Annotated in this window: 22 protein-coding genes; 11 read left to right on the top strand and 11 right to left on the bottom strand. The window is 67.4% G+C overall.

Annotated features, from left to right (window positions below; all coding sequences use genetic code 11):
- Window positions 1-15 precede the first annotated feature (15 nt).
- Window positions 16-378: a hypothetical protein gene (locus BRW65_RS13680; RefSeq protein WP_073875456.1), complete on the top strand. Its 363-nt coding sequence runs from the start codon at window positions 16-18 to the stop codon at window positions 376-378.
- A gap of 1 nt (window position 379) precedes the next feature.
- Here the strand turns inward: BRW65_RS13680 and BRW65_RS13675 are convergent, their stop codons facing one another.
- Window positions 380-2,086, bottom strand: coding sequence for an Hsp70 family protein (locus tag BRW65_RS13675; protein ID WP_073875454.1), 1,707 nt, complete (start codon window positions 2,084-2,086; stop codon window positions 380-382).
- 106 nt (window positions 2,087-2,192) lie between these two features.
- Window positions 2,193-3,278 (bottom strand): NAD(P)H-dependent amine dehydrogenase family protein, encoded by a 1,086-nt coding sequence (locus tag BRW65_RS13670; RefSeq protein ID WP_073875452.1) that lies wholly within the window; start codon window positions 3,276-3,278, stop codon window positions 2,193-2,195.
- 107 nt (window positions 3,279-3,385) lie between these two features.
- On the opposite strand from BRW65_RS13670, the gene BRW65_RS13665 reads away from it, so the two are divergent.
- The 4 genes from BRW65_RS13665 to BRW65_RS13650 all read left to right on the top strand — a co-directional run bounded on the left by BRW65_RS13665 (window position 3,386) and on the right by BRW65_RS13650 (window position 6,117).
- Window positions 3,386-3,718, top strand: a complete 333-nt coding sequence (locus BRW65_RS13665) for an MmpS family transport accessory protein (RefSeq protein WP_208611806.1) — start codon at window positions 3,386-3,388, stop codon at window positions 3,716-3,718.
- Between the two features lie 12 nt (window positions 3,719-3,730).
- On the top strand, window positions 3,731-5,029 hold the full coding sequence (locus tag BRW65_RS13660) for a cytochrome P450 (protein ID WP_073875448.1): 1,299 nt from the start codon (window positions 3,731-3,733) through the stop codon (window positions 5,027-5,029).
- 98 nt (window positions 5,030-5,127) lie between these two features.
- A complete protein-coding gene (locus BRW65_RS13655; RefSeq protein WP_073875446.1) occupies window positions 5,128-5,667 on the top strand; it encodes an ester cyclase in 540 nt (179 codons plus the stop codon).
- Window positions 5,668-5,676: 9 nt separating this feature from the next.
- Complete coding sequence (locus BRW65_RS13650) at window positions 5,677-6,117, top strand: hypothetical protein (RefSeq protein ID WP_073875444.1); 441 nt, start codon at window positions 5,677-5,679, stop codon at window positions 6,115-6,117.
- Here the strand turns inward: BRW65_RS13650 and BRW65_RS13645 are convergent, their stop codons facing one another.
- Window positions 6,118-6,816 carry a haloacid dehalogenase type II gene (locus BRW65_RS13645; protein WP_084187822.1) on the bottom strand — a complete coding sequence of 233 codons (699 nt, stop codon included), beginning with the start codon at window positions 6,814-6,816 and terminating at the stop codon, window positions 6,118-6,120.
- Window positions 6,817-6,859: 43 nt separating this feature from the next.
- On the opposite strand from BRW65_RS13645, the gene BRW65_RS13640 reads away from it, so the two are divergent.
- Both BRW65_RS13640 and BRW65_RS13635 read left to right on the top strand, forming a co-directional pair.
- Window positions 6,860-7,219 (top strand): YidH family protein, encoded by a 360-nt coding sequence (locus BRW65_RS13640; RefSeq protein ID WP_139273098.1) that lies wholly within the window; start codon window positions 6,860-6,862, stop codon window positions 7,217-7,219.
- Window positions 7,216-7,527, top strand: coding sequence for a DUF202 domain-containing protein (locus tag BRW65_RS13635; protein ID WP_073875440.1), 312 nt, complete (start codon window positions 7,216-7,218; stop codon window positions 7,525-7,527). The genes BRW65_RS13640 and BRW65_RS13635 overlap by 4 nt, the downstream gene beginning before the upstream one ends.
- On the opposite strand, the gene BRW65_RS13630 is transcribed toward BRW65_RS13635, so the two are convergent.
- The 3 genes from BRW65_RS13630 to BRW65_RS13620 form a co-directional block, all read right to left on the bottom strand.
- A complete protein-coding gene (locus tag BRW65_RS13630) occupies window positions 7,524-7,760 on the bottom strand; it encodes a hypothetical protein (RefSeq protein ID WP_073875438.1) in 237 nt (78 codons plus the stop codon). The two genes, BRW65_RS13635 and BRW65_RS13630, sit on opposite strands and share 4 nt — an antisense overlap.
- Before the next feature lie 419 nt (window positions 7,761-8,179).
- Window positions 8,180-9,667 (bottom strand): flavin-containing monooxygenase, encoded by a 1,488-nt coding sequence (locus BRW65_RS13625; protein ID WP_073875436.1) that lies wholly within the window; start codon window positions 9,665-9,667, stop codon window positions 8,180-8,182.
- A gap of 204 nt (window positions 9,668-9,871) precedes the next feature.
- Window positions 9,872-10,114: an acyl carrier protein gene (locus tag BRW65_RS13620; protein ID WP_073875434.1), complete on the bottom strand. Its 243-nt coding sequence runs from the start codon at window positions 10,112-10,114 to the stop codon at window positions 9,872-9,874.
- A gap of 229 nt (window positions 10,115-10,343) precedes the next feature.
- On the opposite strand from BRW65_RS13620, the gene BRW65_RS13615 reads away from it, so the two are divergent.
- Complete coding sequence (locus tag BRW65_RS13615) at window positions 10,344-11,081, top strand: cutinase family protein (protein ID WP_073875432.1); 738 nt, start codon at window positions 10,344-10,346, stop codon at window positions 11,079-11,081.
- Between the two features lie 16 nt (window positions 11,082-11,097).
- On the opposite strand, the gene BRW65_RS13610 is transcribed toward BRW65_RS13615, so the two are convergent.
- Window positions 11,098-11,946 (bottom strand): helix-turn-helix transcriptional regulator, encoded by an 849-nt coding sequence (locus BRW65_RS13610; protein WP_073875687.1) that lies wholly within the window; start codon window positions 11,944-11,946, stop codon window positions 11,098-11,100.
- A gap of 121 nt (window positions 11,947-12,067) precedes the next feature.
- Here BRW65_RS13610 and BRW65_RS13605 point away from each other — a divergent pair, with 121 nt between their 5' ends.
- Window positions 12,068-13,006: an SDR family oxidoreductase gene (locus BRW65_RS13605; protein ID WP_073875431.1), complete on the top strand. Its 939-nt coding sequence runs from the start codon at window positions 12,068-12,070 to the stop codon at window positions 13,004-13,006.
- A 24-nt stretch (window positions 13,007-13,030) separates the two neighbouring features.
- Here BRW65_RS13605 and BRW65_RS13600 read toward each other — a convergent pair whose 3' ends face one another.
- Together BRW65_RS13600 and BRW65_RS13595 are read right to left on the bottom strand one after the other, a co-directional pair.
- A complete protein-coding gene (locus tag BRW65_RS13600; protein ID WP_073875685.1) occupies window positions 13,031-13,873 on the bottom strand; it encodes a fumarylacetoacetate hydrolase family protein in 843 nt (280 codons plus the stop codon).
- A gap of 2 nt (window positions 13,874-13,875) precedes the next feature.
- Window positions 13,876-14,313: a nuclear transport factor 2 family protein gene (locus BRW65_RS13595; RefSeq protein WP_073875430.1), complete on the bottom strand. Its 438-nt coding sequence runs from the start codon at window positions 14,311-14,313 to the stop codon at window positions 13,876-13,878.
- 126 nt (window positions 14,314-14,439) lie between these two features.
- Here BRW65_RS13595 and BRW65_RS13590 point away from each other — a divergent pair, with 126 nt between their 5' ends.
- Both BRW65_RS13590 and BRW65_RS13585 read left to right on the top strand, forming a co-directional pair.
- Entirely contained in the window at window positions 14,440-15,135 is a 696-nt protein-coding gene (locus BRW65_RS13590; protein WP_073875428.1) for a TetR/AcrR family transcriptional regulator, read from the top strand.
- 329 nt (window positions 15,136-15,464) lie between these two features.
- Window positions 15,465-16,025 carry a VOC family protein gene (locus tag BRW65_RS13585; protein WP_073875427.1) on the top strand — a complete coding sequence of 187 codons (561 nt, stop codon included), beginning with the start codon at window positions 15,465-15,467 and terminating at the stop codon, window positions 16,023-16,025.
- A gap of 77 nt (window positions 16,026-16,102) precedes the next feature.
- Here BRW65_RS13585 and BRW65_RS13580 read toward each other — a convergent pair whose 3' ends face one another.
- Together BRW65_RS13580 and BRW65_RS13575 are read right to left on the bottom strand one after the other, a co-directional pair.
- Window positions 16,103-16,867, bottom strand: a complete 765-nt coding sequence (locus tag BRW65_RS13580; protein ID WP_073875425.1) for an Rv3717 family N-acetylmuramoyl-L-alanine amidase — start codon at window positions 16,865-16,867, stop codon at window positions 16,103-16,105.
- Between the two features lie 16 nt (window positions 16,868-16,883).
- On the bottom strand, window positions 16,884-18,095 hold the full coding sequence (locus BRW65_RS13575) for a condensation domain-containing protein (protein WP_073875423.1): 1,212 nt from the start codon (window positions 18,093-18,095) through the stop codon (window positions 16,884-16,886).
- Window positions 18,096-18,216 lie beyond the last annotated feature (121 nt).

The raw sequence follows: 18,216 nt of genomic DNA, 5'->3' as shown, positions 1-18,216 counted from the left end.
CGAGGGGGTTATTGCATGAGCGTGCAGGACGACAAGTCGGCTGACCAGGACACCGAGCAGAAATTGACGGAAAAGCCGGAGCCGGACGAAAGCGATAAAGAAAAGGCCGCCGAGATGATGGAGGCCTACAAGGAGAAGCCCACCATCGTGCTGCCCGGCACGGGCGGAAGCGTTTCGGGCACCGCGGTCAACGAGTGGCTGGACGACGACGGCAATCCCAAGCACGAGGTTCCGGAGGGCACCGACTCGCAGGACCAAAGCAAGGCCGACGACGAACGCGACGAGCAGGCGTTGCAGGACCAGATCGACAAGGACAAGGCCCTCAACGAAAAACTCAAAGAGGCAGCCACCGCCGAGAACAAGGGCGAAAAGGGTTGACCTATCGGGTCGTTCCGAGCTGAGGGCCCAGTTGGGGGATGCCGCTGATGCCCAGATCCCCCGCGATCCCTTGGACGATCTCGTTGACGCGGTCCAACCCAGGAATGGGTTCGTTGAGGCCCGGTACCGACGGGATGGGTGGCGCCTCCGGGATTCGCGGGGCCACCGGACGGGCGGGCCCGGCCGCGAGGGGTGGCGCCTGTTGCGGTTTGGCTGACGGGACGCTGGTGGACGGCGTCTCGGTGTTGGCGGGCGGGTTGGTGTCCGTGGTCGACGGCGGCGGAGCCTCCTGGGTCGCCGGCGCCTGCTGAGCCGTCGCGGTGTTGGGCGCCGGCGCGGGCGCGCGGCTGCTGGTCACGCCCGGCGCAGGCGTCGTCGCCGAGTTGTCCGAGGTCAGGCCGATCGTGACCGCGGTCCCGACGAGTGCCAACGCGGCCGCCGCGCCGACGATCCCGGCGAGTATCGGCAGCCGAAACAGCCGGCTCTTGCGCTTGGCGACCGGCTGCTCGGCCGGCTCGTCGGCGACGGGCGTGACCCGCGATTGATTGCCGGTCTGCGACCAGGCCTGCACCGGCGCGGCCCCTGTCGACGCCGCTGGAGCCGCCTGCGCCGTCGCCGTCACGGGCGCGGCCGGGGTCGAGGCGGTGGCGGCCGCCGCGAAGACTTCCGCGGGCCCGTGCGCCGCCCGCAGCGCGGCCCCGGCGGCGGCCGCAAGCTCCGGGCGCGCCGAGGTGATGACCGGGACGCGGAAGTACTGCGACAGCGTGGTGGTGACCGACGGAATGTGCGCGCCCCCGCCGGCGGAGACGATCGCGGCCAGGTCTTCAATCCCGTTGCGCGCCAAGGCGTTTTCCAGCATCGCCACGAACCGGTCCAGCGGGGTGCGAATCGCGTCGTCGAGCTCCTCGCGGGTGACCCGGAGTTCGCCGGTCAGCCCGTCGGTGAGCGTGGTGACCGTGTTCGACGACAGCTCTTCCTTGCCGCTTCGGCAGGCGGTCCGCAGCCGGCTCAGCGAGCCGATCGCCACGGTGCCGGCCGGGTCGAAGGACGCGGTGCTCGGCATGGTGGAGACGACGGCGCTCAGCAGCGCCTGGTCGATCAGGTCGCCGGAGAAGTCGTGCAGCCGCAGGGTCGGGGCCAGCGCCTGGTAGTCGCCGTCGGCGCGCATGAACGTGACGCTGGTGCCGGTGCCGCCGAAGTCGCACACGGCCACCGTGCCGCGGCCCGGTAGGGCGGCGTTGTTGCGCGCGGCGACGAGCGTCGCGGCGGCGTCGGGGATCAGCAGTAGCGGCCGGGCGCGGTTGGACCATTCGGCCACCGAGCTCAGGGCGGTGCCCACCGCGTCCACCGGCGGGGACGCCCAGTGGGCGGGATAGGTCACGGCGACGCTCTCGGGCAGGGGCCGATCACCGGTGACGGCGTAGGCCAGGGCGTGCACGGCGTCGGCGATCAGTTGCTCGCTGCGGTGCACCGAGCCGTCGGGCGCCACGATGCCGCGTGGGTCGGAGACCCGGTTGACGAACCCGGTCAGCACCAGGCCGGGCTGGTCGAGCCGCGGGTTCTCGGCGGGGATGCCGACCTCGGGGGCCCGCTCGGGGTAGAGCGTCAGGACGGGCTTGCGGGTGATGGCCTGGCCGGCGGCGGCGACCGCCGCCAGGTTGGTGGCCCCGATCGACAGTCCCAGCGCGGTCCCAGCTCCATCAGCCATGTATCCCAACCCCAACTTCAGCGACTCGCAAACCGGCTAGCCGTTATTGTGCCGCGGAAACCTGTATCGCGTCTCAGCGGAACCTAGGTGCCCGCTGTGCGCCGCGTCAGCGAATGTTGCCGGCCCCCGCGATCAGCGGCAGGTCCAGCGGCGTGACCCAGCCCGGCCGCAGGTCGTTGACGGCCGGCACCGCGTTGAGCGCGCGCATCCCGGTCGCCAGGCACCCGGCCGTGGCCGCGTCGCGGCCCGAGCCGTCGGTGAACCGGAACGCGGTCTCCTGGAAGATGCTGGGCGTGCCCTCGATGTCCACCCGGTAGACGTCGTTGTCGTGGCCCGACGGCCAGTCGGGGGCGGCGTCCAGCCCGATGCGGTTGACGTGCTCGAGCTGAATCCTGGTGTCGCCCTTGTAGATTCCGTTGATGGTGAACCGGACGGCGGCGACGTGGCCGGCCTTGATGACGCCCTTGACGGTGTGCCGCTCGGTGGGCGTCACCCACTTGTCCCAGGTGGTGGTGATCTCGTCGAGCATGATGCCGGCCGCGTGGGCGATCATCGGGACGGTGGCGCCCCACGCGAAGATCAGCATGTTGGAGTCTTCGAGCATCGGGCTGTATTCGGGTTCGCGGCCGATGCCCATCTCGACCTCGTAGTCGCCCTCGTAGTTGGTGTAGTCGAGCAGTTCGGAGGCGCGCACCCGGCGCACCTCCGAGCACAGGCCCATCAGCGTCATCGGGAACAGGTCGTTGGCGAAGCCGGGGTCGATGCCGGTGGTGAAGCAGGAGGACTCCCCCAGCTCGCAGGCCTCGGTGATGGGCGCGATCCACTGCGGCGGGTTGAGGTGCATCGTCGGCCACACCCAGGGGGTCATCGCCGTCGAGCACACGTCGATGCCGGCCCGCAGGAAGCGGGTGATCAGCGCGATGTTGTCCTTGGCGTGCATCGCCGTCGGGCCGTAGTGCACCAGCGCGTCGGGCTGCAGCGCGATCAGCGCGTCGACGTCGTCGGTGGCCGCGATGCCCACCGGCTCGGGCAGCCCGCAGATCTCGCCGACGTCGCGGCCGACCTTGTCGGGGTTGCTGACGCCGACACCCACCAACTCGAACAGCGGATGCTTGACGATCTCGGCGATCACCATCTTGCCGACGAAGCCGGTGCCCCAGACCACCACACGCTTTGGACCGTGTTGCGACATACTCACCTTCCCGTACCAGCCCCCGTGGGACTCACCCTAGCCCGGGCTCCCCGCTGCCTTGGCCGGAAACCTTCCCTAGCACCGCGCGTGGTGACACGATGCAAAACATGACGAAGCATGTACGCGGGCTCTCGATCCTGTTCGCCGTCGGCGTCGTGGCGACCCCGGGCGTGGCGCACGCGTTGCCCCAGATGCCCCAGGCCCGTTACGAGGTGACCGGTACCGGCGTCGCGCAGTACATCTCGTACCAGACCGACGCCGGCCAGTTGCACCAGGTGAACGCGCCGCTGCCCTGGTCGACGGAATTCACCGGCTTCGGGGGCCAGGTGTACGTGATCAGCGTGCAGGGGGTCGGACCCGTCCGTTGCCGGATCCTGCTCGACGGCAACGTCGTCGCCGATGCTCAGTCGACCGGTGGCCGGACGGTCTGCACCCACTGACGGAGGTCCTCGGTGAGTCTGAAGACGGGTATCGCGACGCGAACCAACGGGGCGCCTCCGCCGGAGGTGCCGCTCTCCGACATCCACCTCGATTCGCTCGACTTCTGGGGTCTCGACGACGACTTCCGCGACGGCGCCTTTGCCACGCTGCGTCTCGAGGCCCCGCTCTCGTTCTGGCCCGCGATCGAGATGGAGGGATTCGTGGCGGGCGAGGGCTATTGGTCGCTGACCCGCCACGACGACGTGCACTTCGCCAGCCGTCATCCGGAGATCTTCAGCAGCACCCCCAACATCACGGTCAACGACAACGCGCCCGAGATCGCCGAGTACTTCGGGTCGATGATCGTGCTCGACGATCCGCGCCACCAGCGGTTGCGCTCGATCGTCAGCCGGGCGTTCACCCCGAAGGTGGTGTCGCGCATCGAGGCCTCGGTGCGCGAGCGCGCCCGCCGGCTGGTCGCGTCGCTGATCGCCAACCACCCCGACGGCGAGGCCGATCTGGTCACCGAACTCGCCGGCCCGCTGCCGCTGCAGATCATCTGCGACATGATGGGCATCCCCGAGGCAGACCATCAGCGAATCTTCCACTGGACCAACGTGATTCTGGGATTCGGCGACCCGGACCTGACGACCGACTTCGACGAGTTCCTGAAGATCTCGATGGACATCGGCGCCTACGCCACCGCGCTCGCCGAGGACCGCCGTGTCAATCACCACGACGACCTGACCACCAGCCTGGTCGAAGCCGAGGTCGACGGCGAACGGCTGTCGTCGGCGGAGATCGCGTCGTTCTTCATCCTGCTGGTGGTCGCCGGCAACGAGACGACGCGCAACGCGATCAGCCACGGCGTGCTGGCCCTGTCCCGCTTCCCCGACGAACGGGACAAGTGGTGGGCGAACTACGACCGGCTGGCGCCCGCGGCCGTCGAGGAGATCGTGCGGTGGGCCTCGCCGGTGGTCTACATGCGGCGCACCCTGACCCGCGACTTCAAGCTGAGCGGCACCAAGTTGGCCGAGGGCGACAAGGCCGTGCTGTGGTACAACTCGGCCAACCGCGACGAGTCAAAGTTCGCCAATCCCTGGCTTTTCGACGTGGCGCGCACCCCCAACCCGCATTTCGGGTTCGGCGGCGGCGGGGCGCATTTCTGCCTGGGCGCCAACCTCGCCCGCCGCGAGATCCGGGTCGTCTTCGACGAATTGCGCCGCGAGATCCCCGACATCGTCGCGACCGACGAGCCCGCGCGGCTGCTGTCGCAGTTCATCCACGGCATCAAGGCCCTGCCGGTCGCCTGGACTCCGCCCCGAGGGTAGGCCCCCCCCCTTTTTTTCCGCGAGCAGACACAAACTCGCACTGGGCGGTGCCAAATCGTGCGAGTTTGTGTCTGCTCGCCAGGTTTATCGTTACCTGCATGACGATTCCCGCGTTTCCCCCCGCGGAGGTGCTGGCCGCCCGCGAGAAGCTGGTGCTCGACCACTTTCACGACGAGGTCCGCCAGGACTGGGACGACGTGCTGTCCACCTTCCCGCATCCGCGCTACGAGCTGATCCCGCAGATGATCGTGCACGACGGCGATAAGGCGGTGCGCGACTACTACACCTACACGCGCACCGCTTTTCCCGACCAGGACCACGAGATCATCGCGTTGCGGCACAGCGCCGACGCGGTGATCGTCGAGTTCTGGTTGATGGGCACCCATCGCGGGTACCTGGGCAAGGTCCCGCCCACCGGCAGCCGGTTCCGGGTCCGCATGACGGCGTACTTCGTCTTCGACGATACCGAAACGCTTGTCTGCGAACGCATTTACTTCGACACGCTGACCATGATCAAACAGCTGCTGGGCGGGCTGGACATGAAGAAGCCGGCGAACTGGCTGCTGGCCGCGCGCTGCGCGCGCGGCTTCCTGTCGATGTCGTCGGAAAAGCCCGACCCGGCGCTCACGGGTGCCTAAACTCTCCGCATGCGTGGCCTTTATGCGTTCTGCGGCCTGACCGCCGCGGCGACGCTGGCTGCCTGCGGCAGCGCCGCGGCCGCCCCCATCACCTCGCACACCGTGAAGTGGATCGACCTGCAGGTCGGCGACTGCGTGGCCGACCTCCCGCCGATCGACCTGAGCCGGGTGACCGTCACCGCCGTCGACTGCGGCACACCGCATTTGGCCGAGGTGTATCTGCGCGGTCCCCTGGCGGTCGACAAGGCCGTCGCCATCGTCGCCAACAAGGACTGCAACGAGGGGTTCGCGCCCTACACCGGACGATCCGTCGATGGCAGCCCGTTCTCGATCACCTACCTCATCGACTCGAACCAGGACCGCACCGGCGCCGACCCCACCCCGAGCACCGTCATCTGCCTGCTGCAGTCCGCCAACGGCCAACCCCTGACGGGGTCCGCGCGTCGCTGATCACCGGCCGAGTTGGGTTGCCAGGTCGAGGAAGTCGGACGCGTTGACGTCGAACTCGTCGGAATAGTCGACGTCGGCCTCGCCGTCGGCCCCGAACTCCAGCGGGCGCGCGACGAAGGCGGTCCGGAATCCCAGCTCGGCCGCGGCGCGGATGTCGTACTTGTGGCTGGCCACCATCATGATCTGGGCCGGCTGGAGGCCGAGGTAGGTGGCCGCCATGCGGTAGATCGCCGGGTGGGGCTTGAACACCCCGGCCATCTCCGCGGCGAAGACCGCGTCCCAGGGCAGGCCCGCCCGCTTGGAGATCTCGATGACGGCCGACACGTCGGCGTTCGACAGGGTGGCCAGCGTGTACCCGCTCTTCAGGCGCGTCAGCCCGGGCACCACGTCCGGCCAGGGCCGGAGCCGCCGCCAGGCCCGAGTCAGCTCGTCTCTTTCGGCGGCCGAGAAGGCGATGCCGCGCTCGTCCAGGACGGCGTCGAGCGCCCGCCGATACACCGCGTGCACCGACACCCAATCAGCGCCCCGGCGCTCCGCGGTATCCAACGCCGCGAAGTAGCCTGCGCGCCAACGCCGCACCACGTCGGGCCAATCGGCGTCCGGGTGGCGCCCGGCGCTGATCCGCCGTGCCTCGTCGCAGACGGTCGAATGAAAGTCCGTCGCCGTACCTTGCACGTCGAACAGCAGGGCCTTGACCACACGCCAATCATGCAGCCCCGTCCGCGCGCCGATCTACGATGTCCTGGTGGCCGACCGCGCCGACGAGCACGAGCCCGACTATCGGTTCACCTTCGCCAACGAGCGGACCTTCCTGGCCTGGCAGCGCACCGCGCTGGGGCTGCTCGCCGCGGCGGTCGCGCTCGTGCAGCTGGTCCCCGAGCTCGCCATCCCGGGTGCCCGCCGCGTGCTGGCCGTGGGGCTCGCCGTGCTCGCCATCCTCACCAGCGGGATGGGCCTGCTGCGCTGGCGGCAGGCGGACGACGCCATGCGCCACGGGCGGCCGCTGCCCCGCCATCCGTCGCCGACCTACCTGGCGATAGGGCTCACGCTGGTCGCGATCATCGCCCTCGGCTTGGTGATCGCCAAGGCGGTGATGCATTGACCGACGCGCCGGGCGGCCCGGTGGAGCGGACAATCCTGGCCTGGACGCGTACCTCGTTCGCGTTTCTGGGCAACGGCGCCCTGCTGATGATCAGAAACCTGCACGGCCCGCTCAGCCCCGCCGAGTTCATCCCCGCCGGGCTCGCCGGCGCCGTCGCGTTGGGGACGTTCGTGATCGCCGTTCAGCGCCAACGGGTCTTGCAACAACTGCCCATCCCACGGCGCGTCACGCCCCGACGGCAGGTCTACATCGTCGGCATCGCCGTGCTGCTGCTCGTCGCGGTGACGACGGTCGCCCAGCTGATCTAGGCGGTCGCCTTGAGCCCCGACACCGTCGAGCGCATCGGGCGCAACGACTGCAGGAACATCACCCCGTAGCCGTTGGCGCGCATACTGACTCGCAGCGCCGGATTCGGGGTGTTGTGCTCGAACCACTCGGTCAGGGCCGGGCGGTGTTGATACGCGGAGGCGGTTTGGACGCCGAGCAGCCTCAACAACGCCGACAACGTGTTGGGCTCGGTGAGCCCCGGTGCGTCGATCACTTGGTTCCTCTCGCGGGAGCGGTCGATATTCGGTTGGGTCTCAGCGGTCGCTCACCTGGACGGCAGCCCAGGGCTGTGCGTTCGGTTGGGCGACCGAATGCGCGGGCGCGAGGAGGCCGCCCAGCACGAAGGCAGCGGTGATCGCCAAGCAAGCGCATCCAAGGCACAGTGTTTCCATTGGGCCACATCATCTTTCGCATCGACTGCGGACAACGTCCGCCTTGTCAGCCCGATTACCCCGCAGCGGGGCGGGCAAACCCGGCATTCGCCGAATGGCCGATGTCGCAACGGCCTCACCAGTCACCGGAAAGGAGTCGATCCCTAACTGCCCGCCTCTCAGCGACAACCCGCACCCGCGCCGACGTCGTCGCTATGAGGCGGGCAAACAGCCGGCCGGGGCGGGTGTGGCCGATGTGGCGCTAGGCGATGACGTAGTCGCTGAGCGGGAACGAGGCGGCCTCCCGCACCGAGTTCAACGTCGACGTCGGCCGCAGCAGCGAGGCCTCACCGCTGGGGCTGAAGTAGTACGACCGCGACGTCGCACAGTTGCCTGCGTAGAACACCGTGTTGTCGAGCAGCTTGGTCATCCGCTCCATGAACCGGTCGTTGGCCTCTTCGGTCACCTCGAATGTCGTGGCACCGCGGCGCTTGACCTCGCCGAGCAGCCGGTCCATGTGGCGCATCTGGTATTCGATGGTGTGGAAGAAGGACAGCCCGGAGAAGGCGAACGGGCTGGCCAGGCTCAGGTAGTTGGGGAAGTAGGGCATCGAGACGCCCTGGTAGGCCTGGAAGCGGGTCTCCCGCCACCACTTGCCCAAGTTGCGGCCCTTGCGGCCGACGATCTCGATGGCCGGGAAGTTGGCCTCCCACAGGTCGAAGCCGGTCGCCAACACCAGCGTGTCGATGACGGTCTTGCGCCCGTCGACGGTGACGATGCCGTCCGGCTCGATCCTCGCGATCGAGGTCGTCTCCAGGTGCACGTGCGGCTTGGCGAACGCGGGATAGAAGGTGTTTGACATGGTGGGCCGCTTGCAGCCGCAGTCGTAGTCGGGCGTGAACTGGGCGCGCAGTTCCTTGTCCCGAAGCCACCGGAATCGGTTGATCTTGGCCAGGTCGGCGGCCGAGATGTTCCCCCGGCCGCGGGTCTCCTTAAAGTGCAGCGCCCCGACGACCATGATCATCTCCAGGATCACGTCGGTCACCCACCGCAGCGCGCGCTGCGCCACCGGCACCCGGGCGAACAGGCGACGCACCGCCTCGGGGAACTCGAAGTCGGGCTTGGGAATCACGTGGGTGGCGGTGCGCTGGTAGACGGTCAGGTCAGCCGCCTCTTTGGCCAGCTCGGGGATCAGCTGCACCGCCGACGCCCCGGTGCCGATGACGGCGATCCGGCGGCCCTTGTAGTCGTAGTCGTGGTCCCACGCGGTGGTGTGGACGATCTTGCCCTCGAAGCTCGCGATCCCCGCGATGTCCGGCAGGCGCGGCTGGGACAGGAAGCCCGTCGCGGTGATCAGCATGCGGGTCGTCAGCGTGTCGCCGCCGGCCAGCGAAACCCGCCAGGTCTCAGCTTCCTCGTCCCACTGGGCGCCTTCCACGGTCGTGTTGAACCGCATGTGGCGGCGCACGTCGTACTTGTCGGCGACGTCCACCGCGTATTGCTTGACCTCGGCGCCGGGCGCGAACAGCCGCGACCAGGTCGGATTGGGTTCGAACCAGTACGAGTAGGTGGTCGACGGGATGTCGACGGCGATCCCCGGGTAGTGGTTGACGTGCCAGGTGCCGCCCAGGTCATCCTCGCGGTCGAGGATGACGAAGTTGTCATACCCGAGACGCTTGAGCTGGATCGCAGCACCGATGCCGCCAAAGCCGGCGCCGACTATGACGGCGTCCAAACGGTCCGTGTTCACAACCTGCTCCGTGCTTCCCCGCCCCGTGCTTACTCAGAAAGAACTGGCATTACCCTTACGTAACTCTAATAAAGGAAGCGGCGCGACGCACCCGTGGTTGCCGGCATGTGACCTTGCTGACATCGCGCGCGTTACCCCGCGGGGCGGTCGCGCCGGACGACCGCCCCGCACCAAAGCCTCTGTCCCCGAGCCAAACCTGCGGATTTACCGGGTCGCCGGACCGGCCGCGGCGGTTCCCTGCAGCTGGCCCAGCAACTCGTGGCACCGCCGCGCGCGTTGGGAATCTTGCTCCATCACCTCGCTGAAGAATGACGCGACGTCGTCCAAGCCGGCGTTCTTCGCGTCGCGCACGTACTGGCCATAATCGTGGCCGGCTTTCAGTGAGTGGTATTGAATCGAGATCAGGTCGAACGTCACGTCGTCGAAACCCGTTTCACCAGTAGCCATGTCGTCACCTTTCCGTGTCTCTAGCAAGTTCGCGGACCGGCTACCCGCCGCCCGCGACGCCAAACGACGGCCGGAAGCGTTTTCGGAAGATGGCGCGCCAGCGCGCGTGCAAAATGGATTCATTCGGTGCGTCGACACGCGGGGCTCATCCGACGCGACGCGCCAGACCTCGGTATACAGGAAACGACAAGTAGATTTTTACGATAGGGACAGTTTCGGAGGCGTTGGTATGGGCATCATCGGCGGCATGATCGCACGTCACTTCATCCGTTCCCTTGCCCCCGCGGTAGTGGCCGCGTCGGGCCTCGGCGCGTCGGCCCTCACCGGCTCCCTCCTGCCTTCCGCCGCCGCCCAATGTCCGGACGTGCAGGTGGTATTCGCCCGCGGCACCGGTGAAGCCCCCGGCGTCGGCCCCACCGGCCAAGCCTTCGTCGACGCCCTGCACTCGCGCCTCGGCGCGCGATCATTCGACGTCTACCCGGTGAACTATCCCGCCAGCGACCAATGGGACACCGGCGTCGACGGCATCAGAGACGCCGCGAACCACGTCAATTCGATGGCTCACGACTGCCCCAACACCAAAATGGTGCTCGGCGGCTACTCCCAGGGCGCGGCCGTGATGGGCTTCGTCACCTCCCCCTCGGTGCCCGACGGCGTCGACCCCAACACCGTGCCCAAACCCCTCGACCCGTCCGTGGCCAACCACGTCTCCTCGGTCGTGCTCTTCGGCATGCCCAACGTGCGCGCCATGAACTTCCTCGGCGAACCACCGGTCGTCATCGGCCCGGCGTATCAGGACAAGACCGTCAAGGTCTGCGCCACCGAAGACCCGGTCTGCTCCGACGGCATGAACTTCGCCGCCCACAACACCTACGCCGACGACGGCGCCATGATCGACAAAGGCGTCGCCTTCGCCTCCAGCCACCTCGACGCGGGTGGACCGGCGGTCAGGAGCTTCGGCGGCTAAGCCGCTTTTTCCAGGGTCAACCCGGCCATCCCGACGACGGCGCGCCGACTACCGACAACAGCTGAAGCTTCTCGTAGCTTTCGCTGCCCGGTACCGCGGTGTACACCAGGAGCGCGTGCGACTCGTCGGGGTCCAACAGCGTCTGGCAGTTCAGTTCTAGGCGCCCGACCTCGGGGTGGTTGTACCGCTTGACTTCTCGCGGCTTGACGCCAACCTCGTGTTCCTTCCACAGGCTGCGAAACTCTTCGCTCTGCGCGTCGAGCAGCTCCGCTAGCCTGGCGGCCGTGGATTCGGGTCCCCGCAGGGCGAGCACTCCGCGAAGGCCTGCGACGTACATCCGCGAGTAGAACTCGTGATCCTCGGGCGGATACAGGCAGCGGGCCGTCGGGTCGGCGAACCACCGGTATCCGATGCTCCGCGACGGGCCACTGTGCCGGCTGGAGTCACCAACGAGAGCGATGCCGAGCGGGGTCTGTCGCAGTGTCTCGCCCAGTTCGGTGACGATCTCCGCCGGGGTGTCGGTGAGCCTGTCGAAGATCCGTAGCATCCCCGGGCTGATGTGATCGGTCCCGGACCCGCGCGGCGGCGGTTGGTGTCCGGCGAGGCGAAAGAGATGATCGCGCTCGTCTCGAGATAGGTGCAACCCTTGCGCGATCGAGGCGATCATCTGATCCGACGGCTGCGGGCCGCGCTCCTGCTCGAGTCGCGAGTAGTAGTCCGTCGACATGTGGCACAGTGCGGCGACTTCTTCGCGCCGCAGGCCCGTCGTCCTCCTGCGCGGCCCCCTGGGCAGTCCGACGTCTTCTGGCTGTAATGCCTCACGACGTCGCCGAAGGAATTCGGCCAGTCCCCGTCGATCAATCATGTATTGCATCCTGCCCCCGATGGTCCGGCGACAGCCACGGACTGTCAGTCAGTGGATGACGTCAGCAACTTCGGCAAGCCTTGGGCGGTATCGACTAGACGTCAACCAACGGAGTGCAGACATGCCACGAAGGCAATACGACATCGCGATCGCCGATCTCTCCGGGAAGCGAGCGGTCGTCACGGGTGCAAGCGACGGGCTGGGACTGCGCATCGCGGCACGGCTCGCCGGCGCGGGCGCCGAGGTCGTCATGCCGGTCCGCAATTCGACCAAGGGCAAGGCGGCCGTCGCGCGGATCCGCGAACAGCTTCCCGGGGCGAGGGTCTACCTGGAGTCGCTCGACCTGTCCTCGCTGGCGTCGATCGGGGCTCTAGGTGAAAAGCTGCGCACCGAGGGCGCTCCCATTCACATCCTGATCAACAACGCGGGGGTGATGACCCCGCCGGACCGGCAGAGCACAGCGGACGGCTTCGAATTGCAGTTCGGCACGAACCACCTGGGCCACTTCGCCCTTACGGGCCACCTGCTGCCGTTGTTGACCGCCGGACGTGCTCGGGTGACCTCACTGACCAGCATCGCGGCACGCAGCGGCTCGATCAACTGGGCTGACACCGAGTGGGTGGACAGTTACGACGGCATGCGCGCCTACCGACAGTCCAAGATCGCGGTCGGCTTGTTCGGTCTGGAGCTCAGCCGCCGCAGCAAGGCCGCCGGATGGGGCATCACCAGCAACATCGCCCACCCGGGAGTCGCGCCCACGAGTCTTTTGGCCGCACGCCCGGAGGTCGGACGGACGACGGACACCGTCCAGGTCCGAGTCATCCGGTTCCTCTCGGCGCGAGGCCTCGTCGTAGGGACCGTCGACAGCGCGAGCCTCCCCGCGTTGATGGCCGCCACCTCGCCCGACGCTGAGAACGGCGGGTTCTATGGGCCCCAATGGCTCGGCAACGTGGGTGGGCCGCCCGGTGTACAGAAGTTGTGGAGGACGCTACGCGACACCGAGAGCGCATCGCGCTTGTGGGCGTTGTCGGAGAAGCTCTCTGGCATCTGCTTCGGGTGAAGTCGTCACGGTGATCTGGGTGCCTCAGCCGGAAACCACATTGCGGATGACGCCGATGCCGCCGACTTCGACCTCGACGATGTCGCCAGCGACCAGGAATCGGCCTTGCGCGGAGCCGACTCCAGATGGAGTCCCTGTCAAGATCACATCGCCACAGCCCAATTCGGCCTGATGCGAAATTCCCTCGACTATCCGAGCAAAGTCGAAGATCATGTCGGAGGTTGAACTATGTTGGCGTTGCTCGCCGTTCACGCGAGTGGTGATCGACAACTCAGCACCACCGCGGACTTCGTCAGTGGCCACGATGCATGGACCAAGCGGTTTGAACGTCGGGAACGACTTCGCGCGGATCACTTCGCCGACGTCGACGAGCTGCCCGTCGCGCATCCCGCGTTCTTGGACATCGCGGGCGGATACGTCGTTGGCAACGCACAACCCGGCGATGTGATCCCATCCCGAGCCCGGCGCCAGAGCGTGACACGAAGTGCCGACCACAATAGCGATTTCACCTTCGTAGTCGACGTAGCTCGGCGCCTCCGCGGGCAGCGTGATCGGCTGATGCGGCGACGCAATCGCGGTGGCGGGGACGGGGAGTCCGATCGGGACAGCCGGCACCGAGGCGCCAACTTCGGCCACGTGGCTGTGATAGTTCAGCCCCAGCAAGTAGATCGTGGCACCGACCGCCACGGGCGCTTCGAGCGTCGCGCCGGCCAGCGGCAGTCGCCGCCGGACTGGCGTCCTTGCCAGATCAATGTCGCTTTGGGCCAGCAGTGCAGCGATCGTCAGGTCGGCCGGCAGGTCGAGCAGGGCCAGCTCGTTGCCTTCGCCGCGGGCGATCCCCTCGGACGTCTGATAGAGCCGCGTCATGATCACCGTCCTCCAGCCAACGTGGTGGCGAAGCGACGCGAGAACCGCCACCTCCCAACGGAATCACGCACGAATTCGTCATCGAAAACCGTGATCGCGCGGGCTGTGAGTTCATCGGCGCCGCCGAGTACGTACACGCACAGCAGCGATTGAGCAATAGCCGCGTCGGCGCCGGTGCGGTGAAACACGATGTTCGTGATCTGGTGTCGCGTCCTGCGTTCCACATCAGCGTCGCGTGCGGCCTTCACGAACGCGAGCTGCTCCCGGCCCTTGATCGAATGTTCGGCGGAGCCCATCTCACCGTCCTCGGTGAACAGATCTACGTTTGCGGTCGCTACGCCGGAGTCGATGTTCTTTGCAAAGGAGTGGATCGACATCTGGCAGGCGAGCTCGGCGCCGACCTGCGCGGCGGTGGGTTCGGTCCCCGGTGATTCAGGCACGCCTTGCTCCTCAGCGTTTGACGTCGCGGACCGACTAAGTTATATCGGTAATTTGACGCTAAGTCAAAGTGGCGACGCTGACCGGTCCGCACGCGAAAAGTCCTGCTCAACTGCTACCGTATCCCGGTGAACAGCAAGCCATCGGCGAAGAAGCGCCCGCCGAGCCCAGCTTCAGGATCTCCACCCGCCGCGACGGCCCCTCGGAGCCGAGCTGGCAGGGTCGACCGCCGTCAGCAACTCACCGACGCGGCGCTACGGCTGTTCTCCAGCCGCCCCTACGACGAGGTGCTCATCGACGACATTGCGGCCGAGGCGGGCGTCGCGCACGGGCTGTTGTCGTATTACTTCGGCGGCAAACGGGGCATCTACCTTGCCGCGCTGGAGGCGGTACAAGCGGACCTCGCGGTGCTCACCACGCCGCTGCGCTCGGACGGCAACGTCACGGCCCAAATCAAGGGGATGGCACGCCGCCACTTCGAGTACTTCCGCGCGCACCCGCACCTGATGCTGGGCCTGCTGAACTCAGCGCCCACCGATGCCCAGACCCGGGCGATCCTGTCGGCCAACCAGATGTCCGGAGCCAATGCACTGCTGAAACTCCTGGACCTGCCCAGCGAACCCCCACCGGCGCTGGAAACCGCACTACGGGGTTGCATGGGATTTCTGGACGCCATCACGGTGCATTGGCTGACCCACGATGCGCAAACAGACGTGGCACTTCTCGTCGACATGCTCTACGACGTCGCCCTCGCCGCGATCGCCAGCGCAGTCGGCCACGAGAAAGCCCTGACGATCCTCGAGCCGCCGTCGGCGGCCAGCTGACACAGGCCCGGACGGGAGAGACGGCGCTCGAACACCGATGACGCCGGCGTACAAACGCCGACCCGCACGGCGGTCACGCGGCCCGGACCGTCGTTCGTTCGGTGCGTCACGACGGACTCCATACACGGACCCGCCCCGGCGAAGTCCAGCAACGTGTTGTCCAGCCGCCGGGAACCGGTAAGGCGCGGTCGCTGCAGTAGCTCGAAACTTGACTTTGCGTCAAACTATTGAGACGCTCGGGCTACCCGACGCGCCCTCGCATCGCGGCCGTCCTGGCGACATTGCGTTGCGAGCAATGTCGATCTTTCGTTCGCTCGCAGGAGGCACTCATGCCGGCGCCGCAGAAATTGGCCCACATCGTGTTGGCATCGAGCCAACGAGACGCAATGCGGGACTGGTATTGCAAGGTTCTTGGTGCGACGGTGCAATTCGAGAACGAAGTGCTGTGCTTCCTGGCCTACGACGACGAGCACCACCGCATCGCGATCGGACAGATCCCGGGACTGCAGAAGCCGCCACCGGGCTCCACCGGTCTGCAACACGTGGCATTCACCCACCGCGGCTTGGCCGACCTGCTCCAAACCTTCGACGACCTGAGGGGCGAAGGCATTCACCCGATCTGGTGCGTCAACCACGGGACGACGACATCGATCTACTACGCCGACCCGGACGAGAACTGGGTCGAACTGCAAGTCGACAATTTCGCCACCATCGAAGAAGGCAACGACTACATGCGATCGGATCGGTTCGCCGCCAATCCGATCGGAGTGCGATTCAGTCCCGGCGAGTTTCTGGCGCGACTGCGCGCCGGTGAGAGTTCGGCCGATCTGCTCGCCGAGCTCGCGCTCGTGAACGGGGAGCCCGTCGGTCCACCCCTGGCGATGCCATGACCACCGGCGTCAATGAACTCGGCGACTTCGCGGCAGGCTGGTGTCAACATGGTTGAGACCGGACACTGAGCGATTGCTCAGCCGGCCTTGGCATTCAGGAACGTCACGATCCCCTGGGTGACCGCGTTGGCGTAGCGCGCGCGGCCGTCCGGGCTTTCGATGCGCGCGGCGTCCTGGGCGTTCCTCATGTTGCCGAGTTCGACGAGGATCGCCGGGTACTGGGCCAGGTTCAGCCCCGCGAGGTCGTCGCGGCCGTACAGGCCGTTCGAGCCGATGTAGTTGGCGGGCTGAAAACCGGCCTGCGCCAGGGCATCCCGCATGGTGGTGGCCAGCTGGACGGCGGGGCCGGTCTGCACCTCGTTCAGCGGCGGGCTCGAGTAGTTGACGTGGAACCCGCTGCCGGACGGGGGTCCGCCGTCGGCGTGGACGCTGACGATCGCGTCGGGGTGCATCGCGTTGGCCGCCGCCGCGCGCTGGTCCACGCAGGGTCCGACGGAGCCGTCGTCACCGCGCGACAGTTGGGTGCGGACGCCCAACTGGTTGAGCGACTGGTTGATCAGCGCCACGACCGCCCAGGTGAACGCGTGCTCGGGATAGCCGTCGTTGGTGGCGGCCCCCGACGCCTGGCACGCCTTGGTCCCGCCGCGGCCGTTGGGGACCTGCTGGTTGATCGACGCGTCGTTGACGGCGTTGTGGCCCGGGTCCAGGAAGACGGCCGACCCGGCGACGCCGGCGGCGGCGCGGGGCGCGGCCGTGAGGGCCCCCGCGCCGAGCAGCACGGGCGCGAATCTCAGCACGTCGCGACGGGAAACGGCTCCCGGCCGAGCGGGGCGGTCAGTCACCGCGCGATGGTAACAATCAGCGCTCCTGCACGGCAGCCGCCAGGGCGTCGCCGACGCTCTTCAGGAAGGTGGCCGGCACGCCGTAGCCGCAGGTCGTCATCCTCAGCCGGCCCTCGAAGGTGGTGATGCCGGTGACGTACTCACCCTCGGTCTGGCTTTGCACCACCGGCGCCCATACCGCCGTTGGTCGCAGCGGCCCGCAGCCGTCGAGGTCCTGTACGCCGAGGTTTGTGACGATCATCTCGAACGGACACACACGGCTGAACAGTTCTTCGGCGTGGTCGGCTTCGGCGTCGACCGGGATCGCGTCCGAGACGGCCTGCGAGGCGGTGCGGATTCCCCGCGCCGACCGCGCGACGTCCAGGTGTGCAGTGGTCGTGCGCGCTTGCTCCCAGAACGAAGCGCCATCCCAGGGCGACAGGCCGGTCCAGGTCGACTGGATGTAGAGACCACAGTCGCCACCGACACCGGCCAGCCCCCGGAAGTTGATCGGACTGAGCACCCGCACAAATTCTTCGCCGCGCTCGGCGGCCCGGACTCGGCACATCGCGACCACCAGCGCCGCGTGCACGGTTGTGCGTTCCTGGCGGCATCGCTGGGCCAATAGCGCGGTGTCCACTTCCGGCAACGCCATGGTGTGCACATTGGTCGCGGTGCCGTCGAACGGGCGGATTGCGCTGGGCACCCGCATCCTCGGATCGTCGGCCAGCTCCAACGGCGCGATCTCACCGAGCGTGCGGGCGACGAGGTCCTCTGAGGTTTGCGGCACAGGCAGATTGGGCAAGTTCGCTCCGTTGAGCGCGGCGATGACATCCCTGAGCAGCAGCACCGACGATATTCCATCGGCGATGCAGTGGTCGAACGTCAGCAGCAGTGCGCTGCTGGTCGGCCCCTGAAGCAAGGATGCGCGCATCAAGGGTGCCCGCGAGCGGTCGAATGGCCGGCTGAGCTCGTCCGCCGCGGCCGCCTCCCAGGACGACTCCGGCCCGCGGCGGACGGTCAGGGCGATCGGTGCCACGCTGGTGGCGCGGTAGAAGCCGAGCCGCGTGCCCGGCTGGTCCTCAACGTGTGCTGACAACAAGGGATGTCGTCGTTGTACGGCAGCCAGCGCCGGCCGCACCTTCCCGGGAGTGAGCACTTCGGCGAACTCGGCCACGATCGAGAAGTGCGTCGGATTGCGTTCGCTGTAGCGGTAGAAAAGCCGCTCCATCGCGCCAATGGGGGTCACGTCCCGTGGAGTGGTGTAAGAGCATTCGCGTGTTCGCGTGAGGCTCTGCGGTTGTTCACTATGCCGTGAGAGCTGCTGTGGGGGCAATCGTTTCGGCGTTCTTGTCGCTGGCGTTGAGGAG

The organism is Mycobacterium paraffinicum, from assembly GCF_001907675.1.
In the GTDB taxonomy this organism is placed as follows: domain Bacteria; phylum Actinomycetota; class Actinomycetes; order Mycobacteriales; family Mycobacteriaceae; genus Mycobacterium; species Mycobacterium paraffinicum_A.
Note: the sequence above shows the minus strand (reverse complement) of the source record. Positions and strands in the feature narration are given on the sequence as shown.

Coding starts and splice junctions, on each gene's coding strand:
- BRW65_RS13680 (WP_073875456.1), top strand. CDS start 16: ATGAGCGTGCAGGACGACAAGTCGGCTGACCAGGACACCGAGCAGAAA.
- BRW65_RS13675 (WP_073875454.1), bottom strand. CDS start 2,086: ATGGCTGATGGAGCTGGGACCGCGCTGGGACTGTCGATCGGGGCCACC.
- BRW65_RS13670 (WP_073875452.1), bottom strand. CDS start 3,278: ATGTCGCAACACGGTCCAAAGCGTGTGGTGGTCTGGGGCACCGGCTTC.
- BRW65_RS13665 (WP_208611806.1), top strand. CDS start 3,386: ATGACGAAGCATGTACGCGGGCTCTCGATCCTGTTCGCCGTCGGCGTC.
- BRW65_RS13655 (WP_073875446.1), top strand. CDS start 5,128: ATGACGATTCCCGCGTTTCCCCCCGCGGAGGTGCTGGCCGCCCGCGAG.
- BRW65_RS13650 (WP_073875444.1), top strand. CDS start 5,677: ATGCGTGGCCTTTATGCGTTCTGCGGCCTGACCGCCGCGGCGACGCTG.
- BRW65_RS13620 (WP_073875434.1), bottom strand. CDS start 10,114: ATGGCTACTGGTGAAACGGGTTTCGACGACGTGACGTTCGACCTGATC.
- BRW65_RS13615 (WP_073875432.1), top strand. CDS start 10,344: ATGGGCATCATCGGCGGCATGATCGCACGTCACTTCATCCGTTCCCTT.
- BRW65_RS13610 (WP_073875687.1), bottom strand. CDS start 11,946: ATGATTGATCGACGGGGACTGGCCGAATTCCTTCGGCGACGTCGTGAG.
- BRW65_RS13605 (WP_073875431.1), top strand. CDS start 12,068: ATGCCACGAAGGCAATACGACATCGCGATCGCCGATCTCTCCGGGAAG.
- BRW65_RS13600 (WP_073875685.1), bottom strand. CDS start 13,873: ATGACGCGGCTCTATCAGACGTCCGAGGGGATCGCCCGCGGCGAAGGC.
- BRW65_RS13585 (WP_073875427.1), top strand. CDS start 15,465: ATGCCGGCGCCGCAGAAATTGGCCCACATCGTGTTGGCATCGAGCCAA.